Raw genomic sequence first — 16,214 nt, 5'->3', positions numbered from 1 at the left:
CTTAGATAGGTAAAGCAAAAGAATTGATTACCAATAAATTCATTACCTTTGCACGCAATTAAATCTCTAATTGCATGGAAGCTCACCTAAACAAAATTCTCGGAGAAGGCCTTACGTACGACGACGTACTTTTAGTCCCTGCTTATTCAGAAATTCTGCCACGAGAGGTAAGTATAAAATCTAAATTCACGCGTAATATTACCATTAATGTTCCTATTGTTTCGGCGGCTATGGATACCGTTACAGAAAGCAGAATGGCCATCGCTATTGCGCAAGAAGGAGGTATTGGTGTGCTTCATAAAAATATGACAATAGAGCAGCAAGCCATAAAGGTAAGAAAGGTAAAACGTGCGGAAAGTGGAATGATTTTAGACCCTGTTACCATGCCTTTGGATTCAAAAGTAGGTGACGCCAAGGCTAATATGAAGGAACATAGTATTGGCGGAATTCCAATCGTAGATGATGCAGGAAAGCTTATAGGTATCGTTACGAACAGGGATTTACGTTTTGAAAAAAATAATGATAGACCAATTTCTGAGGTCATGACCGCAGAAAATTTGGTTACCGCTGCAGAGGGTACGTCTCTTTCAGAAGCTGAAGATATTTTACAGGAGCATAAAATCGAAAAACTTCCGGTTGTAGATGCAAATAACAACTTGGTGGGACTTATTACGTTTAGAGATATTACGAAGCTTACCCAAAAACCAAGTGCGAACAAGGATAAGTACGGTAGGTTACGTGTAGCGGCCGCTTTGGGTGTTACTGCCGATGCTGCCGACAGGGCCGCAGCTTTGGTTGCAGCTGGCGTAGATGCGGTAGTTATCGACACCGCTCATGGTCATACCAAAGGAGTGGTAGCCGTCTTGAAATCGGTTAAAGCTCGATTCCCAGACCTAGATGTTATTGTTGGCAATATAGCGACGGGCGAAGCGGCCAAATATTTAGTAGATGCTGGAGCCGATGCCGTAAAAGTAGGTATTGGACCGGGTTCTATATGCACCACTAGAGTAGTTGCTGGAGTAGGTTTCCCACAATTTTCTGCGGTATTAGAGGTAGCTGCTGCGATAAAAGGTTCTGGTGTTCCCGTAATTGCTGATGGTGGAATTCGATATACAGGTGATATTCCCAAGGCTATTGCGGCCGGTGCGGATACAGTTATGTTAGGATCACTTTTAGCAGGTACAAAGGAATCTCCGGGCGAGACGATTATATACGAGGGAAGAAAATTCAAGTCCTACCGTGGTATGGGTTCGGTTGAAGCTATGAAACAAGGGTCCAAAGATCGTTATTTCCAAGATGTTGAGGACGATATTAAAAAATTGGTTCCAGAGGGTATTGTAGGGCGTGTTCCTTATAAAGGCGACCTTTTTGAAAGTATACATCAGTTTGTTGGCGGACTTCGTGCAGGAATGGGATACTGTGGCGCCAAGGATATCAATGCTTTAAAGGAAAATGGTAGGTTCGTTAAAATTACGGCGAGTGGCATAAATGAAAGCCATCCACATGATGTAACGATTACTAAAGAGAGTCCTAATTATAGTAGATAATAGTAACAGCTAAGACTAGAGCTACTAAAAAAGCCTAGTAATTACGATTGCTAGGCTTTTTTTATGTTAACTAAGAAAAAATACGGGTTTTAAAGATTAAAACTATTTTGCGCCAGCATAGGTTTTCCAATCCTTATCTTTATAGATGTTATCTCCAAAATACTTCTCAATATTTAAAAAAGGTTCAGGTTTTTGATATCCGGGTACAGGAGAAAGCATGTTCATTTCCTCATCTAAAAATATAGTAGTAGGATAACTGAGCCTTCCCTGCATAAGGGCAGCTGCCAGTTCATGATATCCTTTTCTGCCAGAAGCTATGAAACTATAGGTCTTTCCTTTAAAATCAATTGGATCTTTTCCCTCTCCGTCCATTTTTACCATATAGAAGTTGTCTTCCATGTATTTTGCAACTTCAGGATTCTGGAAGGTGTCCTTATCCATTTTCTTGCACCAACCGCACCAATCCGTATAGACGTCGATGAAAACCTTTTTAGGATTTTCATCCGAGGCTGCCAATTCAACCGCTTCGGAAAAAGAAACCCAATTCACTTTTTGAGAAAAGGTGAATACGCTAAAGAGCATGAAAACTCCTGTTAGTCCCACAGTTTTAAAAAAAAGGTTCTTTGGTGTCATGGTAAACTTTTTGAGTCTTAGTCCTATTAGTATACCAAAGCTAACGAATTTTTGTTGTTTTTATTTTACGCTTGCAGTTTCCTTAACATCAAATAGGTTTTTCACATCTACCTGATTTTTAACTAAATCATCAAAGGTCTCCCGTTCCCGAATTAACACAGCCCTCCCTTCATGCCAGAGTACTTCTGGAGGCCTGAATCTGGAATTGTAATTGCTTGCCATGGTGAAACAATACGCACCTGCGTTTTTGAAGGAAAGAATGTCACCTTCGGTAATTTCGTTAATTCTCCGATTACTTGCAAAGGTGTCCGTCTCACAGATATAACCCACTACGGAGTAATACCGTTCGCGACCCTCAGGATTGGATATATTTTCAATTTCGTGGCTAGAACCATAGAGCATAGGGCGTATTAGGTGATTAAATCCGGAATCGATACTGGCAAATACAGTAGAGGTGGTCTGTTTTACCACGTTAACCTTCGCCAGAAAAAATCCGGCTTCGCTTACCAAAAACTTGCCGGGCTCAAAAGCTAGTGTTAATTCTTTTCCGTATGCTGCACAAAATTCGTTGAACCTTGTGCTCAGTTTTTTTCCAAGTTCTTCAATATTAGTTTCAATATCCCCTTCTTTATAGGGTACTTTAAACCCGCTACCAAAATCTATAAAATCTAAGTTTTTAAAATTTTTGGCCGTTTCGAATAAAATTTCCGAAGCGTACAAGAAAACGTCTATATCCAAAATATCACTACCCGTGTGCATGTGGATACCGTTAATGTTCATCTCTGTAAGTTCTACGATACGTAGTAAATGAGGTATTTGATGTATACTGATACCAAATTTGGAGTCTATATGTCCTACCGAAATATTGGAATTTCCACCAGCCATTACATGCGGATTAATTCGGATACATACTGGAATGTTCGGATGTTTACTGCCAAACTGTTCTAAAATAGAAAGGTTGTCAATATTAATGCGCACACCCAAGTTCGCAGCTTCCTCAATTTCTTCCAAGGATACACCATTAGGGGTAAATATGATAGACTCTGGCTCAAAACCAGCTAAAAGACCAAGTTGAACCTCTTGTATGGACACGGTATCCAAACCACTCCCTAAACTATTCATAAGTTTTAGAATGCTAATATTGGAAAGTGCCTTTGCGGCATAATTAAGCTTCAGGTGTTTCACGGAGCTAAAGGCGTTGGTTAACCTATTGAATTGAGAGATAATTTTAGTAGAATCATAAACATAAACGGGATCCCCGTACGTTTGGGCAATTTGTAGTAAATCCGTGTTCCTCATCGTAGTGGTTTTTGGCAAATCTAGAGTACTATGCTGGGTTCCACAAGTAAAACTATAAATTATGTAAAAATATAACAAAATGTGTTATATAAAACAATATATAATTTTTAGTTTACTTGTCTTACTGGTGTACTGGTTGTAATTTTAATAGAAATAAAATCACTATTGATTCTGACGACCCTGGTCAGTCGCTCAGATGTACCATTGAATTATGAATCCATACGATAGATAAATTTGTTTTATGAAATTACCATTATTTCCATTGCAGTCCATTTTTTTTCCTGGGGAAACTGTACCGTTGCATATTTTTGAGCCCCGTTATAAACAGTTGATAACTGATTGTAAGAATGAGGCTATAACTTTTGGTATACCCGTATACATCAATAATGGTATGCAATTCGGTGTAGAAGTGCAGTTGGTAGAGGTGGTCACTAGTTACGAAAAGGGTGAGATGGATGTGGTATGTGTGGCAAGACAGGTATTTAAATTATTGTCCTTTGAAAAACAATTGGAGGGTAAATTGTATGCTGGAGGTGTTGTAGAATTGTTAGCGTACGATTATGAAGCCGACGAAGTTTTTAAAACAGAAGTAGTAGATAAATTAAGAGCACTTTACGCTATTATGGAAGTTCCTTTTTCGGAAGCCAGTATCGCTAAGTTCAACAGTTTTACTTTGGCGCACAAAATGGGGCTTTCGTTTGAACAGGAGTACGCTTTATTGCAGATACCTAAAGAAATGGATCGGCTTATGTTCATAGATGAGCATCTAACTACTACTATTAAAGTACTAAGCGAAGTGGAAAGGACCAGACGCACCATTGAGTTAAATGGGCATTTTAAGAATTTCGACCCCTTAGATTTTAAGGATATTGAGCTGGAGTAGGCCAGTGATGGTCAGTTTGTAGGCAGACCGTTAATTATTCGTTTTAATTTTTCGATTATTACCCCTTGTTTCCTATTTTTGCAGAACTAATAAAATCACAATAATATATGGACCTTCACGAATATCAAGGAAAAGAGATATTGGCCAGTTTTGGCGTACGCATACAAAGAGGTATCGTAGCACACAGCTCAAAAGAAGCGGTTGATGCAGCAAAAAAGTTAACGGAAGAAACCGGAACCGGATGGCATGTTATCAAAGCGCAGGTTCACGCCGGTGGTCGTGGTAAAGGTGGTGGTGTAAAGTTGGCAAAAAACCTGAAGGAGGTTGAAGAGTTAGCAGGAAATATTATTGGGATGGATTTGGTTACACCCCAGACGTCTGCTGAAGGAAAGAGAGTGCACCAAGTACTAGTGTGCGAAGATGTTTATTATCCAGGGGATAGTGAAACTAGTGAATTTTATATGTCCGTTCTCTTGAACAGGGGAACAGGAAAAAATATGATTATGTATTCTACCGAAGGTGGAATGGATATCGAAGAGGTGGCAGAAAGCACACCACATTTGATATTTACGGAAGAAATAGACCCTGGAACAGGGCTCTTAGGATTTCAGGCACGTAAAATTGCCTTTAACTTAGGCCTTTCCGGAACGGCTTTTAAAGAAATGACAAAGTTTGTCGCTTCTTTATACAAAGCATACGTTGAAAGTGATTCGAGTATGTTTGAAATTAATCCAGTCCTAAAGACATCGGATGATAAAATTATGGCTGTAGATGCTAAGGTGTCTATTGATGATAATGCACTATATCGCAGAAAGCAGTACGCAGAAATGCGTGATTTAAGAGAGGAAAACCCAATTGAGGTAGAAGCCAGTGCTTTAGGTTTAAACTATGTTGATTTAGACGGTAATGTTGGCTGTATGGTAAATGGAGCCGGTCTTGCAATGGCAACAATGGATTTGATTAAAATGGCTGGGGGAGAACCTGCTAACTTCTTGGATGTTGGTGGTACCGCAGATGCCAAAAGAGTTGAAGAGGCTTTTCGTATTATCTTAAAAGACCCAGGTGTAAAAGCTATTTTAGTTAATATTTTTGGTGGAATTGTGCGTTGCGATAGGGTTGCAAATGGTATCGTAGAAGCCTATAAAAATATGGGCGATGCAATGAACGTTCCAATTATCGTTCGATTGCAAGGAACAAATGCCGTTATAGCAAAAGAAATTATTGATAACTCCGGTCTTGCAGTTCATTCTGCTGTTCAGTTCCAAGAAGCTGCAGATAAGGTAAAGGAAGTTTTGGCTTAGAAATAAAGCTTTTAATTTATAATAGTAAAAGGGTAGCGTTGTTTAACGCTACCCTTTTTTTATGCTAAAAGTGTTTTATTTAGGATGGTTTGGCTTTTTTTGAACTATGATAGAGTTTTTGCTATTTACCTTGTTATAAAAAATATTCCAGGAATTTTCAATGATGGTGACCCTGGAGAGTTAAAATTAGCGATTCACTTTAGTTCGTATTGTTTCCGGTGCTTTTTAGATGGATAGAATTATTTTGTACGGTAATAAATATTCAAAAAAAATGTTAAAAATTAAATCTACTGTAACACTTTCAATTTTGGGACGTCTTTTAAGTAATACATCATCAATCAATTATTAATCAAATTCCGATAACCAGCGTCAATCAACGTTTCGGGATTAAAACAAACAAGTCATGAGAAAATTAAGTTATGTTATCGTAGCTGCAATGCTATTATCTACAAGTGCTGTTCTGGCAATTACGCCAGATTTACGCGAACCTACAACAGGTCTTTCCACGCAAATTTCTAAAATGTTGTCTGACAACTCGTTCTCAGAAGGGGAATGTAATGTTAGTGCGCAAGTACGTTTTACCTTAAACGACGACGGAGAAATCGTCGTACTTTCTGTAGAGACCGAGTCTGAGCAATTAGAGCGTTTTGTTAAAAACAGGTTGAACTATCAAAAAGTAAAAGTTTCTAATGTTGAAGAGGGAAAACTATACACGATTCCAGTAAGAATCATTTCTTAGATACATTTGAATTAGCTAAAAAATCCTAAGAATAATTTTCTTAGGATTTTTTTTTGTTCTTGTACTTTACATTTGAGACAGCGCGATCTGTTTTCTTCAATTGTTTCGCTTTAAAACTTTTATTATTTTCAGGTTTTTTACCCACTTTGTGCTGTCCTAACAGTACTTCACCAGGATTTTTAGGATCCTCTCGCGTACCTCTAAGGTGAATGACCAATCCATTCAGAAAATTCCGTAAAACTTGGTCACCGCATTCCATGTAATTGGGGTGGTCCTCTTTTCTAAAGAATGCGCTTAATTCGGTCTTGGATATTTTAAAATCAACTAAGGTTAGAATATTTATGATGTCGTCATCCCTAAATTTTAAAGCGACACGGAGTTTTTTAAAAACGTCATTATTTGTCATTGTCCTGTAGTTTTCTGCAAGGTATTATAAATTAGACAAAGCCAAAGGCCTATGTGAATAATTACGACTATGGTATACGATAATTGATTTAGAACAGTTATCTAAATACCTGTAAATTAGTTGATAGCAAAAGATGAATACAGAAAAGGAAAAATTAAGCATACTTTCAGAAATGATTTCTTTTGCCCGGGTAGATAACACCCTCAAACAATCGGAGTATGATTTTCTTTTCAACGTTGCCCAGCAGCTGGGAGTTCCTAAAGCCATATTCGATAATCTCTTTAGAAATAAGGCCGAACATGTAATACCCAAATCACAAGCTGAACGACTGGTTCAGTTCAATCGTCTTATTTTACTTATGAATGTCGATGATAGTCAAGAGCTTAAAGAAATAAAACGTTTACATGATATTGGACTGGCTATGGGTCTTCCGCCATCCGCCATTCAGCAGGTGTTGTCTATAATGCATAAGTATCCGAATAGGGTAGTGCCTCCAGAAGTTATCATTTCAATATTTAAGGCGCACTATAACTAGTTCTGCACTAATCTTATGCTATTTCCGCTGTGCAGCTATAGAGTCATTAGCTGTTATCCTTATTATTTTAAAGCAACTATATCTTTTTGTATAAACTTAAAATCGGCCGGTTTTGGTACGCTAAGACCTACCCAATCAATCAATAATTTTCATTATTCCTTTTGGTGTTATGTTTAGGAAACTGATAGATTCACCCTAGTTTTCACGAGATATAACACCCTGCACGCAATAAAAAGCGACATAAAGACAGTATTCTCTTCGCAATAACCGACATAATGTCATTAACTATCGATTGGTATAAGTTTTGACTATGAATGGATGTAACAAAAGTTTAACCTTAATTTAAAAGAATATAATTATGAGTATAGTAAAAAGAAACGACGTGCTATTACCTTCGTTGATGAACGAAATTTTTAAACCGGATTGGTTTGGGGGAATGAACGATGCTACTACTACAATCCCAGCAGTAAATATTATCGAAAATGAAACCGGTTTTGAATTGGCGCTTTCTGTTCCTGGCAGGGCCAAAGAGGATTTTGTGATAGAAGTAGATGATAATAAACTAACTGTTTCTTCCGAAGTGAATACTGAGAAGGAAACGGAAAGATTAAATTATACACGCAGAGAGTTTGCTTTTAAATCCTTTAAGAGGGTTTTTTCGCTTCCGGATACAGTTAATATAGATGAGATTGGGGCAGACTACGTAAACGGGATTTTGACGTTTACCTTACCCAAAAAAGAAGAAGCGTTGCCAAAACCAAAACGAATGATCGAGTTGGCCTAGGTTGTAAAGTAATAGTTTTAGGAGCGATGAATTACAGTTTTTAAGTTTTAGTTTGGTTGGTTAGTTGTGAAAAGTGCCTTGAGAAATCGGGCACTTTTTTATTTGGATTGTATGATATTGATTAAATATTTTGCTTTGTAAACGAGAGTCTTTTTTAATTTTAGCAAAGCTGTGTAAGTTGCTATTCTAGAAATTATAATATGATTTTTTGGTCGTTTTTATTAAGAACAGAGTAGGGACGATAGTTGTTTTTACAATCCAATTTATCCTTGAAAACTGGTTGAACTGTTTGGAGTATTCGCTCTAATTCATCCTATATTTTCTAGGGATTCGAGTCTTATTTTTAAGTCGGAAATTTGTTGTAAATTCGATAAGATTAACTAGTATTCCGCTAAGAAGAATGTTTATTTAGTAGCAACAGGAACTACTGCTTTATCTTGACTATGAAGAGTCTAAAAACAAAACTATCTTAATTTTTATATCACGAAAAAGCGAATATTTATTTTTTTAGACTAATCTAAAAATAAATTTAATATTTTGTTTACCAGTTTATTATGTATGGTTATTTTACTAAATAGATTAAATCACGTTATAATTTAATCTTCAACTCTAATTGTACTACACTTCTTGCTCTTGAAGTCCCTTTATTTCATCCCGTAGTTTTGCTGCCTGCATAAAATCCAATTCTTTTGCAGCCTTTTCCATAGCTTTCCTTTTTTCACGAATGAGCTTCTCTATTTGCTCTTTTGTGAGGTATTGTAAATCGGGTTCGGCTGCTCTTAATTCTTCTTTTTCAAAGTGGTACGTGGAAACCGAATTTTTGGATAACACACTGTCTAAACTTTTGTTTAGTGCCGTAGGTGTAATGTTGTTTTTAACATTGTATGCAATTTGTTTTTCCCTTCTATAATTTGTTTCGTCGATGGTCTTTTGCATACTTGCGGTAATCTTATCCGCGTACATGATTGCCCTTCCGTTTAAGTTTCTTGCAGCACGGCCAACAGTTTGTGTTAGAGATCTATTACTGCGTAGAAAACCTTCCTTGTCGGCATCTAAAATTGCGACCAAAGACACCTCGGGTAAATCTAATCCCTCACGTAAAAGATTCACACCAATCAAAACATCAAAAATCCCTTTTCTTAAATCTTGCATAATTTCTACACGTTCCAAAGTATCGACATCACTATGAATGTATCTGCATCGCACACTTATTCGATCTAGGTATTTTGCCAATTCCTCTGCCATACGTTTTGTAAGTGTCGTAACCAAAGTACGCTCATCCTTTTCTACCCGGACTTGTATTTCCTCTACCAAATCATCTATTTGGTTCAGGCTAGGTCTAACTTCGATAATCGGATCTAAAAGTCCCGTAGGTCTAATTACTTGCTCAACGAATACACCTTGGCTCAATTGCAATTCATAATCTGCCGGGGTGGCGCTTACATACAGTACTTGATTTTGTAGGGCTTCAAACTCTTCAAATTTTAAAGGTCGGTTATCCATAGCTGCCGGCAAACGAAAACCGTAATCTACCAGATTAACTTTACGAGACCTGTCTCCCCCATACATTGCATGAACTTGAGGTATCGTAACATGGCTCTCATCAATAACCATTAAATAATCATCAGGGAAATAATCTAGAAGGCAGAAAGGGCGTGTGCCTGGTTCCCTACCGTCCAAATAACGGGAGTAGTTTTCAATTCCCGAGCAATATCCTAATTCCCGAATCATCTCCAAGTCAAAGTTGGTGCGTTCTTCCAGGCGCTTAGCTTCCAAGGGTTTGCCTATCTCCCTAAAATAATCTATTTGCTTTACAAGGTCATCTTGAATATTGTGAATAGCACCTTGAAGAATATCTGGTGAGGTAACGAACATATTCGCCGGATAGATGTTCAAGGTTTCATAAACCTCTATTACGTTATTATTAAACGGGTCAAAAGCCTCTATCTCTTCTACTTCGTCACCAAAAAAGTGTATGCGAAAGGCATGATCTGCATAACTGGGAAAAACGTCTACTACATCTCCTTTTACTCTAAAGTTCCCATTACGGAAATCCGCAGTGGTTCTTGAGTATAGACTTTGGACTAACTGATGCAAAAATTTGGTGCGTGCGATTACTTGGTCCTTTTCTATCGTGATTACATTTTTCTGAAATTCCACTGGATTTCCAATACCGTACAAACAAGATACGGATGCGACCACCAGAACATCTCGTCTTCCAGATAATAAGGAGGAGGTGGTGCTTAATCTCAGCTTCTCTATATCCTCGTTAATCGATAGATCTTTTTCTATATAAACGCCACTGGTAGGAATAAAGGCTTCGGGCTGGTAGTAATCATAATAAGATACAAAATACTCTACAGCATTGTTAGGAAAAAATTGTTTGAATTCAGAATAGAGTTGTGCTGCCAAGGTCTTATTGTGAGCGAGCAACAAGGTTGGCTTTTGCACCTCTTCTATGACGTTAGCAACAGTAAACGTCTTACCAGATCCGGTAACACCAAGTAAGGTTTGAAATTTTTCACCCTGATTTAGCCCTGTAGTAAGTTCTCTAATAGCATTTGGCTGATCACCAGTGGGTTTAAAATCTGAGACTATCTTAAATTTCATCTTACAAAAATACAAAATGCCCGTTCAAAAATAGATGGGATTACATGTAATTATGGTCTGACTTTCCGAGCAATATGTCAAAATTATAAGAAAGATAAAGCGATTATTACCAACTGTATATGCAGATAACACTGGGTATATTCGCTAGATCGAAGGTATGAGTAAGACCAAAACAATAAGTGTTATAAGTCTCGCTTTTTCAACAAAGCATAGGAGAAGTAAATAAAGATTGAGGTCCAACACAGTACAATCAATATTTCATACCAATGTACATGATAATTTAGACTGATGGTTTCACCCACTTGGTCTGCCACAGTTTGTACCGCTTCCAATCTTGTAAATGGCTCCTTTATGAGGTTGAACATGGATTGAAGTGGAAAGAAACCCATAACAGCATCTGTAGTATCCCCATCAAATAATTTCCACCTCATTAATCCTCTTGCGATTCCTTCGAATATTTGCCATATAATTAAGAATCCCAAAGCAAAGGCTGACCGTTTTACAAGGATACCCAAGAATAAACAGAACGAAAAGAACCCCATCAGTTTCACAAAAAATGCTAGAATAAACTCCAAATCAGAGAATATAATGGAAACTTCATTAAAGTCGGAATATGCTATACCAAGAATCAAAGAGACAATGAATACAAAAAGTGTTGATACTAGCGAGAAGGTTACAACAGTCAGAAACTTGGAAAGTATGAATTCTTTTTTGGACAGGCCATCGATCAAATTTTGTTTAATTGTCTTGTTACTGTACTCGTTGGCCATCATGGAAACGATTACAATGGCAAGAAACAATTTAAAAAAAGCAGTGATGAAGGTGTTAAAATGCCAGATATAGGGAAAGTTGAAAATACCTATTTCCGCCAAATGAAATTTTATAGGACCTATGTCAAACTTTATGGCGGCGACTAAGGCAATGGAAGTAAGTAACACAAAATAGGAGATAATCAGCACTTTGCTGGCCCTATTATTCCATAATTTTATAAATTCTATTTGTAGTAATCTTATCATGGTTTGGACGGCTTAGTTTGATTGATTTTTGGTGAGCTCCAAGAACTGTTCCTCTAAACTTTCTTTTCGTTTAACCAAATGGGAGAGTACAATTCCTTTTTCATATAAGGATTTGTTGAAATCCTCAGCATTAAGATCTTCTTTGAGGAAGGCGGTAATGAGTCCGTCTTCCGATTTAATTTCTCCAAAACTGGCATTCCCTTTTAAATGATTGATAAGTGCATCATTTTTAGCTGCTTTTAGTTCAAAAAAACCATGGGTGGCCAACATATCCGAAACTCTACCGGAATAGAGTTTTTCGCCTTTTCTTAGAATTACCACATGGGAGCATACTTTTTCAACCTCGTCCAATAAATGTGAGGCCAAAAGAATAGTGGTACCTTGAGAAGCAATTTTTTTAATAATCTCCCTTATTTGATGAATACCTTGTGGATCTAAGCCGTTGGTAGGTTCATCTAGTATAAGTATTTCTGGGTCGTTAAGTAGGGCAGAGGCAATGGCTAAACGCTGCTTCATCCCTAAGGAGTAGGTTCTGAATTTACTATTCTTTCTATCGAGCAGACCGACTAGTTCCAGTTTTTCTTCGATTTTATCTGCCGCTACCTCTTTGATCTTACATACTAGTCTAAGGTTTTGTATTGCGGTCATATAAGGGTAAAAATTGGGCCTTTCGATAATGGCGCCCACTTTTTTTAGTGCTTGGTGTGTAGATACATCACCATTAAACCACGAAAATTCTCCTTGAGTTTTATTGACTACGTTCAAGACTATGCCCAATGTGGTCGATTTGCCGCTACCATTTGGCCCAAGAATACCATAAACATTCCCTTTTTCTATGGTGAATGAAAGATCTTTTACAGCGGTTAGGTAGCCAAATTTCTTAGTGAGATTTTTGACCGTTAGAATATGCTCCAAAATGTGATTGGTTTTGATTGATATACTAACAGGACGAAAAACTGGATGATTTGTTACAGATTTTTCGTAAAAGAATGTGGAATAGTTGCTATTCTAATTTTTATTTACCCTGATTGTAATACGTCGGTTCGTAATAATGGTTCGTGGTCCAACGGACAGCACAATTTCATTTGTTAGGGTTTGTCCGCAAATAAACGTATCACTTAAAAGGATAGCACGGTACACATAGCCGTTCTTATCCAAATCAGGTTCTACTATGGTCAATTCGTCGGTTTGTGTGCCGGTGTATTCACTTCCATCCGTAATCGTTGTAAATGTAGTTCCATTATCCGTGCTTAACTCCCATTGATAGGTGTCCGCATTGGCCGAGGTAACCTCTACAGTACCATCGTTATTTAAAAATACACGCTCGTCTTGTGGTTGAACCGTAATGGTAGGGACGTTACCTGCTTCTTGAAAATCAAAGATACCGTTACTATCGTTATCTGCAGGGGCGGAGTAGGAGGCCGCTGTTACCGTACCGTTGCCGTTGGTAGTGGGTGGCGTTCCTGTATCGTATGCCCCGCCATCGCCACCGTCGGCATTACTATTATTATAAGCCTCGTTTGCATCTGAGCAGCCGTCGTTGTCGGAATCTAATTCATAGCTGTCCAATATACTATCCACATCACTATTCATACCAAGGCATGACGATACATTAAGATTTACATCATCGAACATGACAAAGTTCGCAGCATCGTCATCGATTTGGCCATAAATATAAAACCTGATGGTATAGGTAGTGTTTGGATTCAATGGGATAAAACTTTGATTCATTAAATCAAAGGATTGGTAAGTGCTACCGTTATTTGTTACGATAAAATCCTCTATAGTGGTTATACTTGATAAAAATCCGTCGGCTGAAATTTGTACGCCTATCCTAAAGGAGTCACCACCAGCTGGCTGCCACCACCCACTACCAATATTATTAAGAACCGGGTTTACTAGGTTATTGGAAGTGGTAAAGGAGATTTGTACAAAATCATTGTTGGCTACGGCTTGCTCAAAGTCATTTGCGGTAAGGTTGGTTAATTCTATTGCACTAGATGGCACATTTGCAACAATACCGCTAAAACTATAGTTTGATGTGGAGGATAGAAACCAAGTGCTAATATTTGAATCATCTTCACCATCCATGGCCAAAGTGCCGCTAGGGGTATTCAGATACCAGCCGAACGTTCCATTGGATATAGTGCTGCTAGATTCCGTGCAATCTTGGATGCCATCGTTATCATCATCTAGATCAATAGCATCGACAACACCATCACTGTCAAAATCATTATTGATTATAACTGCCGCCGATGATCTATCCGGGGTAATATTACTATCCGTTTGATCTTGACTGTTTGAAGCGGTATTTGTTACCCATTGACTTTGGGTAGTCATGCTATTTGTATCAGCTAAGGCAACTAAATCAAGGGTTTCCAAAGTGCCGCTCGGTAATGTTCCTATGGTCCAATTAGGAGAAGACCAAGAACCAACGGACGGGGATACGGATACCAGTGATAATCCGGGAGGCAACACATCTGTAACTACCAGGTTAGTGGCTGGATCTATGCCGAAGTTTTGCACGCTAATGGTGAACGTTACGGTAGCTCCTTCGTTTACCAAAGTATTGTCCACTGTTTTTACTAATTCAATATCTGGGTTACAATAATAAACGGATATTGAATTGGAGTCATATGTGCAAGGTCCACGAGTTACCCTAAGGAAATAATCACCTGCGATACTTGCGGGAAAAGAGGCGGATGTGGCCCCAGGTATTAAAACACCGTCTCCGAACCATTGGTATGCATCGAACGTTTCACCACTTGCGATTTCTAAAATGGCTCCAGGTAAACAATTGGCACCTGTGATCTCTAAGTCAATACTTGGAACTGTATCAAATCCCGAGTAATAGCCGGCAACGCCTCGCGCCCCGTTAAAACCAAAGAAACCCACGGCAACCGGTCCGGTTGATTGTACGCTAACATTCCCTGTTAGACTGGGAAGGTAAAAGGTTTTCCATTCAGATGTTCCTGTAACGGCAGCCGATGAGGGCAGGGTTACTGAACCATTGCCATCAATGACCGTAATATTGTTATCTGGGGTTGTAGTTGCTGCAATAATGGTTACGCCACCTGTTATGGTTACGCCCGCTGCATCGGTAATATTTGGAATATTATTCATGGTGTCCGGTAGAAGACAGCTAACAGGAGCCACAAAGTTCAAACCTTGGGTGTATGCCTGTGTGGACCCACCAACACATTGGTAGGCATACACATCTTTCGACGTTTCTATATACATATTCGCCCCAACAGAATTTGAGGAATAGTTACTGCTTGGAACTTCAAAAAAATCACCTTCATTAAGTGTCGCAATGGGTGTTGCAGCTCCGTTTACAAAAATCTGTGTATTGTTTTCTGTGGCGATAAGCAATGGGAATTCTGTCCAACCGTTGGCATTTCCGTTTCCTCTAATGAATACGTATTCCTTACCCAATCTATTTTCTGGAACGGGCTGGTCTATACCTGCATCTCGGTTACTACTCCCTGCTTGGCGACCGTAATTCAGCGATCCGTTACTGATTACAATATCCTTATCGGAGTCTATTGAAGCACCTATCCACCCTCTTTCGTGCGCAAGAGTAGGTGAAGTGCCTATATAAGTTTCAAAAACAAATGATTCGTTTTCATCCAAGGTAACGGTATAACTATTGGCAGTAATTCCTGCTCTATTACTACCCACTCTAAATTCACAGTTTGGATCATAACCTGAGAGCGTAATGGTGGTATTATCCTCGGTTGCCATGATTCCGAGCGTATTGGATTTGGAATTTTCCGAACCTAAGTTAGGTACACCGCCCCATTTAAAATTCGTTCCTAGGGCAATTCTACCTTTCGATGTTAGTGAGGCACCCTGCGAATTGGAATTTCCCCTGTAGTTTACATAGAATCTTTCACCTCCCGGCGCTTCAAAACGAAGACCACTATTAGTCAGCACAACGCCGGTATTGTTATCATCTACCAAAGTTATATTATTGTTTCCATCGGCAAGCGTATATGTAATAGGACTTGCATTGGATAGCGTGAACGTAGCTATTGCGGTCGTATTGGTACCTCTATACGCATTTATGGTAAACGGAGTTGTTTCAGGTGTGGATAGATAAATAGCTTGGTCTCGTATAGCTGCATTATTGGAGCCTTGTCTTAAAGGTGGAAGATAATGCAAATCGCTCAACTGGGAATAGCTTTGAACGCAAGCAAAAACCAATAGAATAAACAAGAGCCAACAATGTCTTCCCATGAAATCTTTTTTTGCTAAGAAACCCACATTCAAAGGGTTCCACAATTATTTGTTGTGAAAGGATAAGTAGGAGTTGCTTATCGTTGAATTTTGATTGTTAAGTATTTACGAACCGGTAACGAAGTAGATGGCCACTTGCGAAAAATCATAAAGAATCTATGCTATTTAAAAACTCCGATATATCCACATTTGGGAAGTACCGGAGTTTTGGTTGTCATGGTT

13 protein-coding genes are annotated in these 16,214 nt (G+C 38.5%); 6 read left to right on the top strand and 7 right to left on the bottom strand.

Annotated elements, in window-relative coordinates:
* Positions 1-74: 74 nt before the first annotated feature.
* Positions 75-1,547, top strand: a complete 1,473-nt coding sequence (gene guaB / locus MS6x_RS04200) for an IMP dehydrogenase (RefSeq protein ID WP_482605517.1) — start codon at positions 75-77, stop codon at positions 1,545-1,547.
* A gap of 102 nt (positions 1,548-1,649) precedes the next feature.
* Here the strand turns inward: guaB and MS6x_RS04195 are convergent, their stop codons facing one another.
* Together MS6x_RS04195 and lysA are read right to left on the bottom strand one after the other, a co-directional pair.
* A complete protein-coding gene (locus tag MS6x_RS04195; RefSeq protein WP_482607142.1) occupies positions 1,650-2,129 on the bottom strand; it encodes a thioredoxin family protein in 480 nt (159 codons plus the stop codon).
* A gap of 111 nt (positions 2,130-2,240) precedes the next feature.
* Positions 2,241-3,479: a diaminopimelate decarboxylase gene (lysA, locus tag MS6x_RS04190; protein ID WP_482605515.1), complete on the bottom strand. Its 1,239-nt coding sequence runs from the start codon at positions 3,477-3,479 to the stop codon at positions 2,241-2,243.
* A gap of 241 nt (positions 3,480-3,720) precedes the next feature.
* On the opposite strand from lysA, the gene MS6x_RS04185 reads away from it, so the two are divergent.
* The 3 genes from MS6x_RS04185 (at position 3,721) to MS6x_RS04175 (ending at position 6,402) form a co-directional block, all read left to right on the top strand.
* Positions 3,721-4,362, top strand: a complete 642-nt coding sequence (locus MS6x_RS04185) for an LON peptidase substrate-binding domain-containing protein (RefSeq protein WP_482605514.1) — start codon at positions 3,721-3,723, stop codon at positions 4,360-4,362.
* 107 nt (positions 4,363-4,469) lie between these two features.
* Entirely contained in the window at positions 4,470-5,663 is a 1,194-nt protein-coding gene (sucC, locus tag MS6x_RS04180; protein WP_482605513.1) for an ADP-forming succinate--CoA ligase subunit beta, read from the top strand.
* Positions 5,664-6,066: 403 nt separating this feature from the next.
* Positions 6,067-6,402 (top strand): hypothetical protein, encoded by a 336-nt coding sequence (locus tag MS6x_RS04175; RefSeq protein ID WP_482605511.1) that lies wholly within the window; start codon positions 6,067-6,069, stop codon positions 6,400-6,402.
* A 40-nt stretch (positions 6,403-6,442) separates the two neighbouring features.
* On the opposite strand, the gene MS6x_RS04170 is transcribed toward MS6x_RS04175, so the two are convergent.
* Complete coding sequence (locus MS6x_RS04170) at positions 6,443-6,808, bottom strand: DUF1456 family protein (protein WP_482605509.1); 366 nt, start codon at positions 6,806-6,808, stop codon at positions 6,443-6,445.
* A gap of 133 nt (positions 6,809-6,941) precedes the next feature.
* On the opposite strand from MS6x_RS04170, the gene MS6x_RS04165 reads away from it, so the two are divergent.
* Together MS6x_RS04165 and MS6x_RS04160 are read left to right on the top strand one after the other, a co-directional pair.
* A complete protein-coding gene (locus MS6x_RS04165; RefSeq protein ID WP_482605508.1) occupies positions 6,942-7,343 on the top strand; it encodes a TerB family tellurite resistance protein in 402 nt (133 codons plus the stop codon).
* A gap of 358 nt (positions 7,344-7,701) precedes the next feature.
* Positions 7,702-8,127: an Hsp20/alpha crystallin family protein gene (locus MS6x_RS04160; RefSeq protein ID WP_482605506.1), complete on the top strand. Its 426-nt coding sequence runs from the start codon at positions 7,702-7,704 to the stop codon at positions 8,125-8,127.
* A gap of 618 nt (positions 8,128-8,745) precedes the next feature.
* Here MS6x_RS04160 and uvrB read toward each other — a convergent pair.
* The 4 genes from uvrB to MS6x_RS04140 form a co-directional block, all read right to left on the bottom strand.
* Positions 8,746-10,737, bottom strand: coding sequence for an excinuclease ABC subunit UvrB (gene uvrB / locus MS6x_RS04155; RefSeq protein ID WP_482605505.1), 1,992 nt, complete (start codon positions 10,735-10,737; stop codon positions 8,746-8,748).
* Between the two features lie 182 nt (positions 10,738-10,919).
* On the bottom strand, positions 10,920-11,753 hold the full coding sequence (locus MS6x_RS04150) for an ABC transporter permease (RefSeq protein ID WP_482605503.1): 834 nt from the start codon (positions 11,751-11,753) through the stop codon (positions 10,920-10,922).
* 12 nt (positions 11,754-11,765) lie between these two features.
* Complete coding sequence (locus MS6x_RS04145; RefSeq protein ID WP_482605502.1) at positions 11,766-12,668, bottom strand: ABC transporter ATP-binding protein; 903 nt, start codon at positions 12,666-12,668, stop codon at positions 11,766-11,768.
* Positions 12,669-12,761: 93 nt separating this feature from the next.
* Positions 12,762-15,992 carry a hypothetical protein gene (locus MS6x_RS04140; RefSeq protein WP_482605500.1) on the bottom strand — a complete coding sequence of 1,077 codons (3,231 nt, stop codon included), beginning with the start codon at positions 15,990-15,992 and terminating at the stop codon, positions 12,762-12,764.
* Positions 15,993-16,214: the final 222 nt, after the last annotated feature.

It is taken from the genome of Maribacter sp. MS6, assembly GCF_056839185.1.
Note: the sequence above shows the minus strand (reverse complement) of the source record. Positions and strands in the feature narration are given on the sequence as shown.